General features: G+C 60.9%; 13 protein-coding genes. 9 read left to right on the plus strand and 4 right to left on the minus strand.

From position 1 onward, the window contains the following. The first annotated feature begins 102 nt into the window (after positions 1 to 102). The 3 genes from SINAC_RS06585 (at position 103) to SINAC_RS06600 (ending at position 3,460) form a co-directional block, all read left to right on the plus strand. Positions 103 to 483, plus strand: a complete 381-nt coding sequence (locus SINAC_RS06585; protein ID WP_015244903.1) for a hypothetical protein — start codon at positions 103 to 105, stop codon at positions 481 to 483. A 691-nt stretch (positions 484 to 1,174) separates the two neighbouring features. Continuing rightward, positions 1,175 to 1,576: an ISAzo13-like element transposase-related protein gene (locus SINAC_RS06595; RefSeq protein ID WP_154673634.1), complete on the plus strand. Its 402-nt coding sequence runs from the start codon at positions 1,175 to 1,177 to the stop codon at positions 1,574 to 1,576. Between the two features lie 465 nt (positions 1,577 to 2,041). Continuing rightward, positions 2,042 to 3,460 carry a tetratricopeptide repeat protein gene (locus SINAC_RS06600; RefSeq protein WP_015244905.1) on the plus strand — a complete coding sequence of 473 codons (1,419 nt, stop codon included), beginning with the start codon at positions 2,042 to 2,044 and terminating at the stop codon, positions 3,458 to 3,460. 209 nt (positions 3,461 to 3,669) lie between these two features. Here SINAC_RS06600 and SINAC_RS06605 read toward each other — a convergent pair whose 3' ends face one another. The 3 genes from SINAC_RS06605 to SINAC_RS06615 all read right to left on the minus strand — a co-directional run bounded on the left by SINAC_RS06605 (position 3,670) and on the right by SINAC_RS06615 (position 5,699). Then, on the minus strand, positions 3,670 to 3,993 hold the full coding sequence (locus SINAC_RS06605; protein ID WP_015244906.1) for a 2Fe-2S iron-sulfur cluster-binding protein: 324 nt from the start codon (positions 3,991 to 3,993) through the stop codon (positions 3,670 to 3,672). Positions 3,994 to 4,214: 221 nt separating this feature from the next. Beyond that, positions 4,215 to 4,916, minus strand: coding sequence for a PH domain-containing protein (locus SINAC_RS06610; RefSeq protein ID WP_015244907.1), 702 nt, complete (start codon positions 4,914 to 4,916; stop codon positions 4,215 to 4,217). Positions 4,917 to 5,351: 435 nt separating this feature from the next. Next, on the minus strand, positions 5,352 to 5,699 hold the full coding sequence (locus SINAC_RS06615; protein ID WP_015244908.1) for a hypothetical protein: 348 nt from the start codon (positions 5,697 to 5,699) through the stop codon (positions 5,352 to 5,354). A gap of 55 nt (positions 5,700 to 5,754) precedes the next feature. Here SINAC_RS06615 and SINAC_RS06620 point away from each other — a divergent pair, with 55 nt between their 5' ends. After that, complete coding sequence (locus SINAC_RS06620) at positions 5,755 to 6,912, plus strand: DUF1559 family PulG-like putative transporter (protein WP_015244909.1); 1,158 nt, start codon at positions 5,755 to 5,757, stop codon at positions 6,910 to 6,912. Between the two features lie 361 nt (positions 6,913 to 7,273). Beyond that, positions 7,274 to 9,418 (plus strand): alpha-glucan family phosphorylase, encoded by a 2,145-nt coding sequence (gene glgP / locus SINAC_RS06625; protein ID WP_015244910.1) that lies wholly within the window; start codon positions 7,274 to 7,276, stop codon positions 9,416 to 9,418. Positions 9,419 to 9,468: 50 nt separating this feature from the next. Here glgP and SINAC_RS39675 read toward each other — a convergent pair whose 3' ends face one another. Further along, the gene (locus tag SINAC_RS39675; RefSeq protein ID WP_015244911.1) at positions 9,469 to 9,615 is read right to left on the minus strand and encodes a hypothetical protein; all 147 of its coding nucleotides are present in this window, start codon (positions 9,613 to 9,615) and stop codon (positions 9,469 to 9,471) included. A gap of 120 nt (positions 9,616 to 9,735) precedes the next feature. Between SINAC_RS39675 and SINAC_RS06630 the strand changes: the two genes are divergently transcribed. The 4 genes from SINAC_RS06630 (at position 9,736) to SINAC_RS06645 (ending at position 17,176) form a co-directional block, all read left to right on the plus strand. After that, positions 9,736 to 11,472, plus strand: a complete 1,737-nt coding sequence (locus tag SINAC_RS06630; protein ID WP_015244912.1) for a serine/threonine protein kinase — start codon at positions 9,736 to 9,738, stop codon at positions 11,470 to 11,472. 339 nt (positions 11,473 to 11,811) lie between these two features. Then, positions 11,812 to 12,111, plus strand: a complete 300-nt coding sequence (locus SINAC_RS06635) for a type II toxin-antitoxin system Phd/YefM family antitoxin (protein ID WP_237722453.1) — start codon at positions 11,812 to 11,814, stop codon at positions 12,109 to 12,111. A 373-nt stretch (positions 12,112 to 12,484) separates the two neighbouring features. Then, complete coding sequence (gene dnaE, locus SINAC_RS06640; protein WP_015244914.1) at positions 12,485 to 16,108, plus strand: DNA polymerase III subunit alpha; 3,624 nt, start codon at positions 12,485 to 12,487, stop codon at positions 16,106 to 16,108. A 543-nt stretch (positions 16,109 to 16,651) separates the two neighbouring features. Then, complete coding sequence (locus SINAC_RS06645) at positions 16,652 to 17,176, plus strand: hypothetical protein (protein WP_015244915.1); 525 nt, start codon at positions 16,652 to 16,654, stop codon at positions 17,174 to 17,176. The last annotated feature ends 63 nt before the right edge of the window (positions 17,177 to 17,239 follow it).

The following is a 17,239-nucleotide window of genomic DNA, read 5'->3' on the forward strand; positions in this document are numbered from 1 at the left end:
TTTCGAGTTTGTATGGAACTCCAGCTATGCTGGAGTTCCATACAAACTGGCATTCATTCTGTAAATGTTGGCAGAATATAGTTATTTCAATGGAGTTCATACGTGAAAAAATATATTGTTTCGTTTGAAATTGCTTCTTTTCTTCATACGCTTCAAGAATTACAAAATATTTTGAATTTGCCTAGCATGGACGACTGCAAAGACCTTGGGGAGTCTGGAGTGACAGTATGGCGAGTTTACTCGTTGGCAGAGCCTGCCGCCTCAATCGAAGACCATTTTCAATCTCTTCTCACGGAAATCAAAAAGGCAACGCTTGATTTTGCGGTTCTAAAGAGTAGCGATAATGTTGAGCTGTATCTTAACGTTGCTTGTATGTTTGATACCGCGAATTGCTCTGTGTTGATCACTAGAAGCATGATTGAGCTTGCAGTTCAATTGGATGCCGAAATTGAAATTACTACCTACGTGACTGATTACTCCTGACTGCTACGTCAAGGACATGATGGGATGCTCATGGATTGGGATTATTAGAGCTTGCGAGGATAATGTTCGGAGGGACGAGAAAAGCTTTCGGGTGCTAGGTGTACACGGATTTACTGGGATGACGTAGATGCAAAGGCCAGCCGTCATTCTCTCAATCCGCTTGTTAAGGTAGGCGAGGCCGTCACCGACTCCAAGGTCCCAGAAATGCAGCTAAGGGCTGGGACGAAATGCACTTTATATCCGAGTTTTGGCTCCGGCAATCGAGTTAGGATCGCCAATTCAATAATTTCCTGGTTCTCGCCCAGATCGATAACCTTAGCCAGGATCATCACGACCTCGCAACGGATGCCCTCCCATGACGTGCAGCCCCGAGATTGAGCACTCGATGCGGTGCTTTATGCGACTCGCTCTCGGAGAAGGACGGCAGGTGGTATGCGGCTATCGAGGCCGCCAAGCTGGGCCACAGAAGGACGGCCTATGTCTCCACCCTGCTGGGCTGTGATCCCAAGACCATTCGCAAGAGGACCTGGGTCAAACTCCCCGACGATCTCGGCTAGCGGGTCCGTAAAAAAAGGGGCGGATGACACCGGTGAGTTCGCCTGTGGCAGCCTTGAACGATGATGGGAGGGCCAGGGCCGGGCGATCTATCCCCGGGCGAATTCCGTCCTGATGCAGTGCGGCGGCAGCAACAGTGCCAGCCATTACCTGTTTCAAGGTGGATCTTCAGCAACTGGTCGACCGGCTCGGGATCGGGATCCGTGTGGCGCGCTATCCCCCGCACAGCTCGAAGTACAATCCGATCGAACACAGGCTGTTCCCCCATGTGACCCGAGTGTACCAAGGGGTGATCTTCGAGAGTGTGGAGTTGGTGAAGGAGTTGATGGAGAAGGAGCAGACAAGCACGGGGCTGCGGATGACGGTAGGGATCCTGGGCAAGGAGTACCAGGCGGGGCGGAAGTATGCGGAAGGTTTCAAGAAAGACATGAAGATTATGTTCGATGAAGTTCCCTCCCCTCGAAATGGAATTACCGGGCGGTCCCGAGCGGGTCATAATTTCAGGAAGTTATTGAATCGGCGATTCTATGGACACTGATCAGGAGCTGGAACGCAAGTTTGTCTCAATCTTTCCCTGCCTCGATGAGAGGCAGCGGCAGTACGCTTCTCCTTGTTTGCGGAAGGAATTCTTGCTATGCGCCATGCTGGCCTTGCCTTGTGGAACGAAAGTTGGGCCAGAATTTAATATGTTCTAAATCCACGGCCTTTGGCCGTGCGACCCGAAGAGCTTCGAGCGATCCGGCGTGCATTCCTAGCATTCCGTAAGTCACCCTCGGGATCGGTCTGAAAGACTCCGAGCGAGGGGCTGCGGTCGACACGAGCGGGACCGTGAGCAGTGTATTGCGAGTCTGACATCCACGCCCCCAACGGGGGCTACCTCACGTAGACGGCCCCCTCGGGGGGGCCTTCCTAATACCACGTCCTTTGGGCGTGGTTGATTATTCAGAATATTTAGGAGTGAGTGGTTTCGTGTTTTATTATTGAGTAATGAGGTACGATCTTGATGGAGCTTCCTGGCGGGTACCCATTGATGCTCGACGATGGGGTTTTAGCCGAGTCGGCGTCGGGAGACGGTCGCCTCGTCTTATGGCTCCCTGGTGCCCAGGTGAATGGATTCCGGTATTGGGATCGCGTGGGCACGGCGGCCGGTGCGACGGTGACTTCGAGTGAAGGCATCAGCTTTGTGGCTGCTGTCTTGACCCCGGCGCGGCAGCGAATTGGGTTTGACGTATCGGGCCTCTTCCGCCGCCTGGTCAGGACGGAAACCGAACCGAGTTGGGCGCTCCCCGGCGGGGGGAATTGCGAACGATCCGGGCCGAGGCGGGCTGACCTCTTGCTCGTCTGGGCCGAGGATGAGACGGGCTCACTCGACGAAGCTCGAATCAGGGGGCAATGGCCCACATTACGCAAAATCCGGGGGATTGGCCGAAATCTCTGGTTGGTTATTGGTGTCGAACCCGATCAGGTCAAGGCCGAACCAACACCGGCGGCGACCGACCTGCCACCAGTAATTGCCTCGCACCAGCTTGCCAACCGCGCGCTGAACGAAGCACGTCAGGCTGGGGATCGTTCTCGCGAGGTCACGGCCCTGATCGACCTCGCTGTCGCCTACCTGCACAAACGCGATGCTCAGCCTGCGGTGTCGCTGCTGGAGGAAGCGCTCAATGGGGCTCGCCGGCTCGGTGATCGGGCACGGGAACTCGACGCGACGATCAACCTGGCCCAGGCTGTCCTGATACTGGGTCACCTGGATCAGGGGATCGCGATGCTCGGGTCGGCGATTGCCTACGCTCGCGAGGTCGGCGACCGCTATACTGAGAAGGTCGCGTTGGAACACCTGGGGCATGCCCAACAAGGGAGGGCCGACCACGCCAGGGCTCTTACTCACTTCGAGCAGGCGCTGGCGATTGCCCGCGACTTGGGGGATGCTCAGCATGTGGCTATGCTGCTCTGGTATGCAGGAATCGCCCATGCCGAGCTCGGCCAACTGGACAGGGCGATCGCGCGAGGGGAAGAGGCCGTCGACCTGCTTCGCCGACTGAGGAAGCCGCAGGCTGAGCCATATGCCCAGCATCTGGCCGGCTATCGGTCGGGCAATGCCTCGAGAGCGTCGGCTCTCAGCGCGGGTGGAGGCTTCGACGCGAGCGTGATCACGACCAATGCGCAGCTCCAGCCTCAGGCCCCGACGACCACGGCTGGCCCTGGTCTGCTTCGCATGGCCCTGACCGCCACCAAGGCGGCTGCGGCATTTGCAGGCTCGGGGTTCAAGACCGTCCCCTTGGAGGTCTACCAGGCGCGGCTGGCGACTTGCATGCCCTGCGAGATGTTCACGGGCGTGCGCTGTCGTGTCTGCGGGTGCATTACCGCCGCCAAGGCTCGGCTGCCCCACGAGGACTGTCCGGCTGGGAAATGGCCTTCTTGATCCGCATTTCCCGGTCGGCTCGGGGGCAACGGGGAACGCTCTTGTGGCACAATTCACAAGCGTTTTCCGCATTCCCTGGGACCGCAGGCGACCTGCCCGCAATTGAATTGAATTCAATTGTTCAATTCAAATGAATCTAGAGTGGGCGGGGCGCCCGCGGTCCCAGGGGAATTGAATCGGATTGAATTGAGGAGTGGGCGGAACGCTCGTCAATCGGCTGGGCGAGGGCCGGGCGTGACGCCCGAAGCTGCTGCGCGGCCGAGCACGCGAATGGTCAGGTCGGAGTCGACGCGGATCTGACAGGCGAGTCGAATGTCCGGGGCTAGGCTGGCCTCGCGAGCGAGTCGGGCCTGCTCGAGCTCACCCATCGGGCCAGGCTCGCCGGTGACGATCTGGACGCGGCAGGTCGTGCAACGTGCATTGCCGCCGCAGCGGTGCATGATGTCGATTCCGGCATCTTCGATCGCGAGGACCAACTTCGTTCCCGACTCGACCTCGAACGACTTCTCGTCCTCAACTGTCACGGTAGGCATTGCAGTTCGGCTCCAAGGCACTCAAAAGGACAGGCGAATTCCGCATCCGAATCCGAAACCCGCCAAGCAAAAGATGCTTCGCGGGGTAGGACCACGCTTCAAAAGAGTCTCGACAGGCATGCGGTCACTGAATCAGAACAGAGTCATGGGCCTATTGGCAATTGGCAAGGCCTGGAATGCGCGCGTTGCGGGGCGGAACGCCTTCATTTGCGGGTTGCGGCTCAGATGTTGTCGACCTTCACGCTGCGATGATCCCGCTCGGAACGGGCGTGGTGCCAGATCAGGTCCATGACTTCCTTGGGATCCTGGACGCCAGTCACGTAGAAGACAGGCAGGTCATGCGCGGAGGAGACAACGACCACGGTTCCAAGCGAAAGCCATCGCTCGATCAAGGTCTGGCGGGTGAAGATGTCCTTGACGCAGAGCAACTCCATCATGTCTCGCCGCCGTCGCATCAGGCCCGTGGAGACGAACAGGCGACGCGTCGTCAGGCGGTAGTGGTGGCCAAAATGAGCCTGGAGCATCCGGTAGATGAGCGCCAGCCAGAGCAGGCCGACAAGGACCCCGGCTGTCACGGCCAGCCATCCCAGGTCGTTCTCGGCCCGGTATCCCCACGCATAGCCGGCGAACGCCAGCCAGGCGACGGTCAGGAACGCGCGAAAGGCGATCCGTCCCATAAAGTTCCGCATGGCGTATCGGGCTTCCCAGACAACCTCTTCCCCTTCGATGCCCGCCCCTTGAGTCGCCACTTCGGGTTTGTTTGCCGTCGCATCGCCGGCTTCGGGGGTGGTCCCCGCCGGATCCGGCCCTTGAGGGGGGTAAAGCGCATGGGCCGGCTCCGGTTCGGTCACGGTAGGAGGACCATCGAACCGCGTGGTGACCGCCGTCGTCGAGAGGGTCGGGCTGGTATCGTTGGTGGCCATCGGAGGCAACTCCCTTCCACTATGAGCCAAGGGGGGCATGCTGCCCCATTTTTTGATTCGTGTTCGTTCGGCAGGCTGCTAAAGGGAGCATGGAGCAAATCTCGGACCAAGAAGAGAGGAGGCGGGCTTGGCGTCGTGTCTCACCCCTTTCGCTTTTATTCCTGTTTTGGCCGGGCCGAGGGCATTCGGATTTGGAAGTCCTCTTGAATTCAGGCGTGAATGTGTGCGGTTTTCTTGGTGTGAACGTGCCGGGGACCGAGGCGGGAGCGGAGGCTCTGGAAGAAAAAGGAATCAGTGGACGGGTTTTTCTTGAACTGTTAGAGAAAGGCCTTTAGATTGGGCGTCAGACCTGTGACATCGGTCGATTTCATAAAATCGCTGAAGTGACCGACCTGATGAGTTTCCGAAACCTGCGTAGCTCGAGGAACGCTTCACTCAAGGGTGTCCCTCGCGTGCGTCGTCGTGGGGAGGGAGCATGAACGTGCGGTCGATCGCCTTGCAAACCGTCGGCGTCTTGTTGCTCGGTCTCTGCGGTGTCTCTGGTTGTGGGGGGGCCTTGTCGGACACCGGGCCGACCGAGCAACCGAACATCGGTCCGGGGGTTCCCGCAGGAAGCCCCGTTTTCGGGGCCAAGAGTGACTTGAAGGCTACCACTTCTGCGTCCGCCGCCTCGAAGAATGCGACGAAGTAGTCGCCAACCCTGACATTTCTCGTCCCCCCACGAATCGAGAGCTCGACCAGGGCTCGCTTCCGCCTGATCTCCGCGCTGGTGGCCCTGGCCATCCCGTTCCTTCGGCCTTGTTCTGATGATTTTGACTTACAAGGGGAGGAGTCCGGCATGCGCTACGTTCGACCTCGAGGTTTCACGCTCATCGAATTGTTGGTGGTGATCGCGATCATCGCCGTGTTGATCGCCCTGCTCTTGCCCGCGGTCCAGATGGCGCGCGAGGCGGCCCGTCGCTCTTCATGTGCGAACAACCTGAAGCAGCTCGGGCTCGCCGTCCACAACTACGAGTCGGTCAATCAGACCATCCCCTCGGCGTCGCTCTATCCTTGCCCGGCCGTCAATCCCTTCTCTCAAGTGGATCTGTGTTGGAGCTATGGTGCCAGCCCCCTGGTGAGCCTGCTGCAATATCTCGAGCAGGGAACGATTTATAACGCCTACAACGTAGGGCGAGGGGTCTACGGATCGTACCCGCCGAGTACCGATGGGCCGACCACCTGGTGGGCGAACACGACGGTCTTCAACATCCAACTCTCGGTCGTCCTTTGCCCGTCGGATACGCCTCGGCTGCTTCGTCAGCCGGTGACCAACTATCTGGCGAACCTCGGGGGCCCGTTCCTGCTCAACGGCTACAGCGGTCCCTTCGTTCCGCTCAACCCGACCATGACGTACATGGGGAGCGGCAACTACTCAACGACGGCCAATTATCCGAATGCGCAGACCTCAGGGGTCGTCGGCCTGAGTTCCATCACCGACGGCACCAGCAACACAGCGCTCTGGAGTGAAGGGGTCAGCGGCACCAACCTTCCCGTCCTCACCGGGAGTGGCAAGGTCAGCGAGGTTCGCGGCTTCTTCAATTCCGGGTTCACGCTCAACCCCAACAACCTGGTCCGGAACCAGAGCACGGTGTACCAGTTCCTGGCGGCCTGCAACGCAGTGCCGGTGGGCACCCTCGCCGCGTCGCCCGGGAATACGGGGGTCGGCTCGCGCGGGCTGAGTTGGCAGATCTCGTATCCCTACTACGCCAATTTCGGGATGTACAACCACGTCGGGGGGCCGAACTCACGGCAGTGCTCGGCCATTACGGATCCGAACGGCGTCGGGCTCGACGTCTTCGGGACCTCGAACGCCACCAGTCTTCACCCCGGCGGGGTGAATCTGACCATGGCCGACGGCTCCGTTCGGTTCGTGAAGGAGCAGGTTAACCTCAATACCTGGTGGGCCATCGGCACGCGAAACGGCAACGAAACTCTCAATGCCAACCAGTTTTAGCCAGCAGCTCCAGCCCAACTGCTCTGCCCCTTGCGCCTCCTAAAAAAAGACGGCTCGAGCCTGAGATTGGGGCCGGGTGGTTTCACCCGGTCCCACGATTGGGTGGTCGCTGGACGAGCATTTTGTTGCGTGCAAGCAAGAGCGTGCCCGGGAAACGGCGGTCGACTTCCCGGAAATTGATTGAGTCGTGGTTGTAGGCAGGGGTCAGGGAGAACCGGCTCTGCGTCCTGGTCAAGCCGAACCGCCTGCCAGGACTTGGCTTTTGATCGTGGTTCGGCCATACTATCCTCCCAATACGTAAGGATCGAGAGTTGCGAGAGGTTCGGAATTCACGAATCCTGGATTTCGTTTGGGGGCGGCCATGGTGGGTCAGACGCAGCGGATTGACAAGCTTCGAGAACTTGCGCGGAATCTGTGGTGGTGCTGGCAGCCGAATGTGGTCAGCCTATTTCGCGAACTTGATCCTCAGCTTTGGCGCAGCGTCGATCATAACCCCATCGAGTTCCTGAAACGCCTGCCGGCGGAAGTCCTCGATCGCCGGGCCGCCGAGATGGCGCTCGACTCGCGAATCGACTATGCGTTTCGCCGCCTTGCCGAATATCTCAAGAATACCGATTCCTGGGGAACGGTATACGCCGCCAACCTGCGTGCGCGGCCGGTCGCCTACTTCTCGGCGGAATTTGGTCTGCACGAAAGCCTTCCGATCTACTCGGGCGGTTTGGGCGTGCTCGCGGGTGACCATTTGAAGAGCGCCAGCGACCTGGGCGTCCCGTTGATTGGGATCGGCCTGCTCTATGACCAGGGCTACTTCCGCCAGTCGCTGGACATCAACGGTTGGCAGCAAGAGGAGTATCTCAACGCCAATCCGGACCTCCTGCCGATCGAGACCGTCACGGGAACGGACGGGACTCCCCTGATCATCTCGATCGAGACGAACAACGGCGTGCTCAAGGCCAGGGTCTGGCGGGTCAACGTCGGTCGGACGACCTTGTTGCTGCTGGACTCGAACGTCCCCGGAAATTCCGAAAGCGATCTGGCGCTCACCGCCCGGCTTTACGGCGGCGATGCACGGGTTCGGATTCGGCAGGAGCTGCTTCTGGGCGTCGGTGGCGTCCGCGTCTTGAATGCGCTTGGGATTCACCCCTCGGTGCTCCACCTCAACGAGGGGCATAGCGCGTTCGCGGGCTTGGAGATGATTCGGGCCGAGATGGAAGCCAACGAGATCCCGTTCGGTGAAGCCGTTCGCGACGTGGCGAGGATGACCGTCTTCACGACCCACACGCCGGTCGCCGCCGGCCACGACCGGTTCCCTGCCACGCTGGTCGAAGAGAATCTGGGCAAGCTGCGCGAGGCGCTCCACCTGTCTTATGACGACTTCATGGGACTCGGCCGGGTCTATCCGACCGACCTCAACGAACCATACTGCATGACGGTCCTGGCGCTGAAGCTTTCGCGGCACGCCAACGGAGTGAGCGCTCTCCACGGCCAGGTTTCGCGACGGATGTGGCACCCCTTGTACCCCAACCGGCCCGAAGAGAGCGTGCCGATCGGGCATATCACGAACGGCGTCCACGTGCCGACCTGGATCGCCCCCCAGATGCAGCTCCTCTACGGCCGGCACCTCGGCCCTGACTGGATCAAGCAGGTCCGGAACCCCGAGACCTGGGAGAGCATCGAGGCGGTCGACGACGCCGAGCTCTGGGAGACGCAGCAGGTCTTGAAGGCCAGGCTGATCGACTTCGTCCGTCGTCGGCTCACCGCGCAGGCCCAGAAGCGTGACGAAGGGGCTGCTGCGATCGAGCGGGCCCAGTCCGCCCTCGACCTGAACGCATTGACGATCGGCTTCGCCCGCCGATTTGCGACCTACAAGCGCGCCGGCCTGGTCCTCCAGGACGTGGAACGCTTGATCGAGATGATCCACTCCAGCGACCGGCCGATCCAGTTCATCTTCGCGGGCAAGGCGCACCCCGAAGATCATTTTGGCAAGGAACTGATTCAGAACATCGTCCGCCTGACCCGCAAGGAAGAGCTGTCGCACCGTATCGTCTTCGTCGAAGATTACGATATCAACGTGGCTCGCCAGTTGGTTCAAGGGGTTGACGTCTGGTTGAACAACCCGCGTCGGCCGCAGGAGGCGAGTGGGACTTCGGGGGAGAAGGCGCTCTTGAACGGGGCCCTGAACTTCTCGATCCTCGACGGCTGGTGGGCCGAAGCGTACGACGGGACCAACGGGTTCGCGATCGGGTACGGCCAGTCGCATTCGGTTCCTTCGGTGCAGGACGAGCGCGACTACAAAGCGCTGAGCGAGACCCTCACGGGCCAGGTGATCCCTCTCTTCTACAATCGCGACACCGACGGGTTGCCTCGCGGCTGGATCAAGCGGCAGAAGAATGCCCTGCGTTCCTTGGCCTGGCGGTTCAACGCCGATCGAATGGTCATGGACTACGTGCAGAACTGCTACCTGCCGGCGGCCGGCGGCCAGTCATGCCAGGTGCCGCAGTCCTGAGTCTGAGTGCTCGCATCCCCACGGGACGGCTCTCGCAGGCCCTTTCTTTTCTATCGGGCTTGGAGTTTCGTCGTTCCGTGGTTGTAGCGGGTTACGGCCAGCCTCGACCGTTTGAGAATCCGGGGCGTCCCCCTCGCATCGCCTGCCCCCTGTCTCGCATAATCAGGGGGAGTCATGGGCTCGACGACGCTCGGCATGACTGGCTCCCTTTTTTTTTGACTGAGACGAGAACATGGTGAGGCCCCTTTCCCCAAGGGGACTCACGGTGGCTCTGGTAACTGAGACGAGGCCCGGCCGGCGATACCGGGAGTGCGACCATGATCGGCGAAAAGCTCGGTTCCTTCCGGATCGAGGCGATCCTCGGTACGGGGGCCATGGGGGTGGTCTACCGCGGGATCAGCGAGACGACGGGTAAACCCGCCGCCGTCAAAGTGATCAGCGGCGAGCTCGCCCAGAAGAGCAAGTCGTACGAGCGATTTCGCCGAGAGGCCGAGATCCTCAAGCAATTCCGCCACCCGAACATCGTTCGATTCCTGGCGGTCGGCCGCTACCAGGGCACCTCTTACTTCGCGATGGAATATGTCGCGGGAGAGACCCTCGAGCAAATGCTCCGCCGTCAAGGCCCCCGCCCTTGGCGTGAGATCGTCGAGCTGGCGATCCAGACCTGCGAGGCGCTCCACTATGCGCACGAGCATGGCGTGGTCCACCGCGACCTGAAGCCGTCGAACTTGATGGTCTCCGAGGAAGGGCAGATCAAGCTGACCGACTTCGGGATCGCCAAGGACCTTGACGCCACCGCCCTGACGGCGACGGGTCGAACCTTGGGCACTGCGGCATACATGGCCCCCGAGCAAATTCGAGGGACGCCCGAGGTCAGCCACAAGACCGACCTCTATGCGCTGGGGGTCGTTCTCTACCAGATGCTCACCGGCCGGGCCCCGTTCGAGGGTTCGTCGGCGGTCGTGCTAATGCATTGCCACATGAACGAGCCGCCGCCACGGCCCAGCGCCCGGGTCGCCGAAATCCCAGTGGCCCTGGACAAGCTGGTCGTCCAGCTCATGGCCAAGGACCCGAACGATCGGCCGTGGGACGCGGCGGCCGTGGCCGTTTCCCTGGGCGAGATCCGCGACAAGGCGAGTCGAGGCGATACCGTCGCGATGGTCTGGGCGACCGAAGGCGACCAGGAACTCACCCCGACCCGAGCGGGCCTCCTGACCCGCGCAGCAGGCACCGAAATTCCTGCTCCGAAGCCCCGCAAGGCTGCCAAGGCCAAGCGGCGGCTGGCGCTTCCCGAGCTGGACCGGTCGTTCCTCGAGGTCGCCCTGTTGTGCCTTGGTTTGGTAGTGGTGGGCGCTTTCATCGGCTACATGTTCTGGCCGCCGAGCGCCCCGTATCTTTACCGCCAGGCCGAGCGGTTGATGGCGTCCGAGAAGCTGAGCGATTGGACGACCGCCCGTGACGAGTATCTGAATCCGCTCGACACGCGGTTCAAGCAAAACCCCTATCTCAAAACGACGCAAGGCTGGCGCGATCGCATCGATCTCAAAATAGCCGATAATCGGGCCAAGATCCTCGAGGCTCCGACGCAGACTCGATTCAATGAACCCCAAAATGCGACCGAGGGGGCGTATCAAGCCTATTACCGTTTGGCCAGCAAGGCCTCGAGCGAGGGGAACGACCTGGCGGCGGTCGGCTATTGGGAGGAGATGACCACCAAGGTCAACCCGAAAGTGGCCGAGGAGCGAGGCTGGTACTTGCTCTCCCAGAAGCGGGTTACCGACCTGAAACAGGCCATCCTCAAACGCCGTGAGGTTGTCGCCGGCTTGCTCAGTCGCGCCTTGCAGGCCGAGCAATCGGGCCGATCCGCCGAGGCTGCAAACATTCGCGAGGACCTCAAGACACACTTCGGCAAATACACCGATCTGAACGAGCTCTTCCTCAACTTCGGCCTGAAGGAAGCTCCCGCCGCGACGACTCCCCTCCCCTCCGCTCCCGCGGCAAGCAACGACGTCGCACCCGGCGACGACGGGGCAGCCAAGATCAAGGATCCGTGAGGGAAAGCCTTGTTTTGCTGCCTCGGGCTCGTTCTTCTCGAAGGAATCGCCCGGCCGGGCCGGCCGAAACTGAGTGGGCCAGTTTGATGTTTGCAGGTTGACATGATCCGGTATATCAGACCGGTCTCAGGGATGAAGCCGTTGACGGGATGGCTCGCTGTTGTTGCTGCGCGACGCGACTCCGAAGAATTTGGGAATCTCAGAGCGACGCCTCCAAATTGGTTGACGCGAAGTTCAACGTCGGTTAATCTGGGGTTTACCTATCAAAGCCGGGGTGAGTGTGTCTACTCACTTCGTTTTTCCCCCAGCATTTGGCCGTTCGAGGCCCCGAGGATGGAGATGTCTCAGTCTCGCGTTCGCTTCATTGGCAGTCGAGAACTTCACCGCGACCTTCCGAAGGTGCTGGATTCCCTGGAAGACCCCAACGCTCGCTTCGTCTTGACCATTCACAGCAAGCCCAAGGCTGTATTGATCGGGGCCGAAGCATTCTTGCAGTTGTTGCGCGGGCACACCCCGAGCGATCGGCTGCTGGCACTTCAACTGGGTGCGTTGGTCCAAGGCCTGGAATCTGCCATCGCTTCGGACGACTCGGTTGCTGCGGACGAAGTTCAGGATGTCGAAGAACTCGCGGTCGTCTGAGTTCCTTTCACGTCGCGTCCTTTCATCACCGATCCGTCAAGGGCTGGAGTGCCCTCCACCACGTCTTTTCCGTTCACGGATTCGATCGGTAATTCCCCCAAGAGCGATCGTTCGTGGGACTCTTCAGGGTCCTGGGGACGATCGTTCTGTTGGTTCGAACCCTCCATTCGTGAGGATCGTTCGTGGCGGTCACGATCGTGGGGCAATCCCGCGTGAGTCGGCGTGGTGGCCGTCCGATAAACAACCAGAGTCGAAGCGTCGAGGCACCCTTCAGGGTCAGGGGTGCCTTGTGTTAGAATGACCTGAGCGTAGGTTCAGCGGTTCCGGTTCTCACGAGAGCCGGCCGCAGTGCCCGGTCCGCCCGAGGTGTTTGATGTCCAGCCGGCCGTTCGTCCACTTGCATTGCCATAGCCACTACAGTTTGCTCGACGGCGCCAGCAAGCTGCCCGCGCTGGTCAAGCGGGCGAAGGCCTTGGAGATGCCGGCCCTGGCCGTCACCGATCACGGCAACCTATACGGGGCGGTCGAGTTCTTGCGTGAGGCCAAGGCGGTGGGCATCAAGCCGATCGTGGGGCTTGAGGCCTACGTCGCGCCTCGGCATCGGACCGAGCGGAGCATGGGGGGCGGCTCCGGCAAAGAGTACGCTTTCCACCTTACCCTGCTGGCGCGCAACGGCGAGGGGGTCCGCAACCTCATGCGGCTCTCGTCGGCCTCGTTCCTCGAAGGGTTTTACTACAAGCCACGGATCGACAAGGAGATCCTCGAGCGGCATTCCGAAGGGCTTATCTGCCTCTCGGGCTGCGCCTCGGCCGAGTTCTCGGACCATATCCTCTACGGCAAGACGGCCGATGCCGAGAAGCTCTGCGACTGGTACGTCCGTGTCTTTGGCGAAGAGAACTTCTTCGTCGAGATCCAGGACAACGGGATCCAGATTCAGCGCGACTGTGCGGCGGGGGCGATCGACATCGCCCGACGCAAGGGCCTCCCCTTGGTCGCCACCAGTGATGCCCACTACCTCACGCAGGATGACTCCAAAGCACACGATATTCTCCTCTGCATCAACACGGGCAAGACGGTCGACGACCCGAACCGGATGAAGTTCGAGAACGACCAGTTCCACGTCCGCAGCCCCGAAGAGATGTACGCCGCGATGCCTGGCCACGAGGAGGCGCTCGCCACTTCGGTCCGGATCGCGGAGATGGTCGAGGAGAACTATAAGAGCCTGAACCTCGGCAAACGGATGTTTCCGTCGTTCAAGCCCCCCGGCGAAAAGACCCCGGAGGAATATCTCGCCGAGCTCTGCCTGACCGGCCTGCGCGAACGGTTCGGCGAGAATCCACCGGCCGAGGCTACGGAACGACTTGACCACGAGCTCGGCATTATCAACCGGATGGGGTTCGCGTCCTACTTCCTGATCGTCTGGGACTTCGTCCGGTTCGCCCGCGAGGAGGGGATTCCCAACTCGGCGAGAGGCTCGGCCTGCGGTGCCTTGGTCAGCTATGTGCTCTACCTGAGCCATGTCGATCCGCTCAAGTACGACCTCCTCTTCGAGCGGTTCCTCGACCCGAATCGGTCGGAAGCGCCTGATATCGACATCGACCTTTGCCGGGAACAGCGGGCGAAGGTCATCGAGTACGTCCGAGGCAAGTACGGGGCGGCCAACGTCGCCCAGATCGGCACCTTCGGCACGATGGCCGCCAAGGCGGCGCTCAAGGACGTCGGCCGGGCCCTGAACATCCCGTTGTCCCGCGTCGATCAGGTCACCAAGCTGATCCCGACCCGGCTGAACATCACCCTGGAAGAGGCCCTCAAGGAAGAGCCGGCCCTCAGGCGTTTGACCGAGGAAGACCCGGAGATCGCCAAGCTCCTTGAGTATGCAAGGCGGCTGGAAGGGACCGCACGCAACGTCGGCACCCACGCCGCTGGCGTCGTGATCGCCGACCGCCCGCTCTGCGACATGGTTCCGCTCCAGCGGCTGCCGAACAAAGACAAGGACAAGGAGGTCGTCAGCACCCAGTGGGAAATGGGCGACGTCGAGAAGGCCGGCCTTCTCAAGATGGACTTCCTCGGCCTTCGCAACCTGACCAGCCTGGCGGCTGCGGTGAAGCTCGTTGAGAAGAAGATCGGGCAGCCGCTCGACCTGCTCAGCCTGCCTCTCGACGATGAGGAGACGTATCAGCTCCTCCAGCGGGGTGAGGCGCGGGGGATCTTCCAGCTCGACTCGGCCGGGATCCGTGACTTGCTGGTCAAGATGAAGCCCGACCGCTTCGCCGACTTGATCGCGATCCTGGCGCTCTACCGTCCCGGTCCGCTCAACGGCGGTATGGTCGACGAGTATGTCGACGTTAAGCACGGTCGGAAGCAGGCGGTCTATGAGCACGCCGTGATGAAAGAGGTTCTTGAAGACACGCACGGGGTCATGGTCTATCAAGAACAGGTCATGCGGATCTTGAACCGCCTGGGGGGCATCGAACTCTCGCAAGCGTACGCCTGCATCAAGGCGATCTCCAAGAAGAAGACCGAGACCATCGCCCAAGGGCGGAAGCAGTTCGTCGAGGGGGCGGTCGAACGCGGCCTGGAAAAAGATCGCGCGACCAAGATCTTCGAGCTCATCGAGTTCTTCGGCGGTTACGGTTTCAACAAGTCGCACTCGACGGCCTATGCCCTCGTCCTCTTCCAGACGGCCTACCTCAAGGCCCACTACCCCACCGAATACATGGCCGCCCTGCTCTCCACCGAGATGGACGGCGCCGAGCGGGAAAAGTTTCTCGTCGAGCACATCGAAGACTGTAAGAAGCTTGGCCTTGAGGTCTTGCCCCCCAATATCAACGAGGGCGATGCGCCGTTTCGGGTCGCCTCCGAGGGGAAGATCCATTTTGGCCTGGGCGCGATCAAGGGGGTGGGTCTGAAGGCGGTCGATGAGATCGTGCGGGCCCGAGACAAAGGGGAGCGGTTCACCGGTCTCGACGACCTGTTCGAACGGGTCCCCTTGACCGTGGTCAGTCAGTCGTGCGTTGAAGCCCTCATCAAGGCGGGTGCGTTTGATTGCCTGGGGGCCCGTCGGAGCCAGTGGCTAGCCGTCTTGCCCCGAGCGGCGCAGGCCGGTCAGGCGGTTCAGGAGGATCGCAAACGGGGTCAGCGCAGCCTCTTCGACGCGTTCTCGGGGGCCGTCGACGAGAGCCCTCAAAACGGCAATGGCAAGCCAACGACCACGTCGAGCCTGCCCGACATCCCCGAGCTCCCTGACATCGATCGTCTGGCCGAGGAGAAGAAGGTCCTCGGATTCTACATGTCGAGCCATCCCCTGGCGCGGCACGCCAGCCTCTTGCAGGCCCTGGCGACACACAGCGTGGCGCACCTCGCCACCGTCGTGGCCAAGTCGGAAGTCACCTTGGGGGGGATGATCACCGGCGTGCAAATCAAGAGCGTCCAGAAGAGCCGCTCCGGCCTGACCCGGATGGCCAAGCTCACCTTCGAGGATCTGACCGGTTCGGTTCCGGCCATGCTCTGGCCCGAGCAGTTCGCTCAGGTGGAGGAGATGGTCAAAAACGACCTGATCTGCTTCGTTCGCGGGGCCCTTGACCGCCGCCGCGAACCGGCCGAGCTGGTGATCTCCAAGATCATCCCCCTGAGCAAAGGGCCGGCTGAGCTCTCGCGCGGGGTCGTGGTCACCCTTCGCAAAGGGGTGACAGAGGACGAACAGATGCAGCGGTTGCTCCGCCAATTCCGGATCAGGCCCGGCAACCTCGACGTCTACCTCGAGATCCTCGGTCTCTCCGGCGTCCGTCGCGCGATCTACAAGGCCGGTGCGGCACTCAAGATCCGTCACGACGACCGCATGCTCTCCGACCTCGAAGCCGCGGTCGGGGCGGGCAACGTCCGCCTTCTGGGCAATCGCGGGGCCACCGCTCGCGTCGAACCGACCGTCGCGGTTGCGACCCCGGCTCCGACGGAAGCCGACTACGACTACGTTGAGTCTCCCTCCGACGATGATTGAGACTGGGGATCTGGCTCTTCGTTTTTCGATCATCGATACTTCATCGAACATTCATTAGGCATTTCCCACTTCGCGTCGTAGGATCATATCGACGTAGGCCCCAACCAATCAGGTCTGGGGCCTGGCTTCCTGACGAACTCGATCTGAGGGTGTGCTACCTCCCGAATATCCTCGCCCCCTCTTGGCGACGAATCACGTGTTGACCGACTCTCATTGGCGAGGTCGCTGCGATCCCCCCCTCTTCGCGGCCTCGGGACCAAGAAGTCGGTGCGAAATCATTGATTTTGAGCGGTGACTCGTTAGGTCAAGCTTAACGAGTCCTGGTCATGGCCTGATTTTGTTGAACCCATGAATCGGTAGGCGTCATGCGGCCGGGGCCTTCCCCGGAGCCTGATCCGTCTGGGTTCGCTCTGCGCGCCTGTCGTGGTCGTGCCGTATTTTGATCGAGATGTGTCGAATCCCCGAGGGATCCGGGGCGACTTGTCGATAGGAATGGCTTCCGTCCGTGGCCGTTCGATCCTCCGAACCCAATGTGACATGAGAATGTTTTTCAACAGAATCCAATCGCTGACGGGAAGGTCTCGTTTCAGCCGTCGACCCCTCTGGCTGGTTTGCGCCTGCCTTTCGACCCTCGCTGGCTGCGGCTCGTCCGATGGTGCCGCGGGAAAGGTCACGGTCTATCCAGTCAAGGGGAAGGTCCTGTTGGCCGACGGCCAGCCATTGACCTCAGGCCGTGTGGTCTTCATGCCGTTGGGAGAGTTAATGATCGAGTCGTCCGGACCGATTGGTTCCGACGGAACTTTTTCACTCAGCACGGGCGTGTCGGGTGAGGGCGCCCCAGCGGGAGATTTCCGGGTCAAGATCGAGCCTGACGACTCGAATCTCGCCGTTGCGAAGCCGGGAACCAAGAGCATGGCCAAGCGAAAGCTGCCTTTTCCTCCCCAATATGCGGACGAGGAAACATCGGGGCTGAAGATCACCATCAAACCCGAGCCCAATGACTTGCCGCCCATCCGTCTCCAGAAGACGGCCCCCAGATCGGTTGCCTCGGTTCGTGTTAGCGACTGATTGATAACAACAGCATACGAGTGGTGATTGACTCGATTTGTTTTGCCACGGTCTTGAAACAAG

The organism is Singulisphaera acidiphila DSM 18658, assembly GCF_000242455.2.
Classification (GTDB): Bacteria; Planctomycetota; Planctomycetia; order Isosphaerales; family Isosphaeraceae; genus Singulisphaera; species Singulisphaera acidiphila.

Excerpts from the sequence above, each read along its gene's own strand:
- SINAC_RS06600 (WP_015244905.1), top strand. The coding sequence starts at position 2,042 with ATGGAGCTTCCTGGCGGGTACCCATTGATGCTCGACGATGGGGTTTTA.
- SINAC_RS06605 (WP_015244906.1), bottom strand. The coding sequence starts at position 3,993 with ATGCCTACCGTGACAGTTGAGGACGAGAAGTCGTTCGAGGTCGAGTCG.
- SINAC_RS06610 (WP_015244907.1), bottom strand. The coding sequence starts at position 4,916 with ATGGCCACCAACGATACCAGCCCGACCCTCTCGACGACGGCGGTCACC.
- SINAC_RS06615 (WP_015244908.1), bottom strand. The coding sequence starts at position 5,699 with ATGGCCAGGGCCACCAGCGCGGAGATCAGGCGGAAGCGAGCCCTGGTC.
- SINAC_RS06620 (WP_015244909.1), top strand. The coding sequence starts at position 5,755 with ATGCGCTACGTTCGACCTCGAGGTTTCACGCTCATCGAATTGTTGGTG.
- glgP (WP_015244910.1), top strand. The coding sequence starts at position 7,274 with ATGGTGGGTCAGACGCAGCGGATTGACAAGCTTCGAGAACTTGCGCGG.
- SINAC_RS39675 (WP_015244911.1), bottom strand. The coding sequence starts at position 9,615 with ATGCCGAGCGTCGTCGAGCCCATGACTCCCCCTGATTATGCGAGACAG.
- SINAC_RS06630 (WP_015244912.1), top strand. The coding sequence starts at position 9,736 with ATGATCGGCGAAAAGCTCGGTTCCTTCCGGATCGAGGCGATCCTCGGT.
- SINAC_RS06635 (WP_237722453.1), top strand. The coding sequence starts at position 11,812 with ATGTCTCAGTCTCGCGTTCGCTTCATTGGCAGTCGAGAACTTCACCGC.
- dnaE (WP_015244914.1), top strand. The coding sequence starts at position 12,485 with ATGTCCAGCCGGCCGTTCGTCCACTTGCATTGCCATAGCCACTACAGT.
- SINAC_RS06645 (WP_015244915.1), top strand. The coding sequence starts at position 16,652 with ATGTTTTTCAACAGAATCCAATCGCTGACGGGAAGGTCTCGTTTCAGC.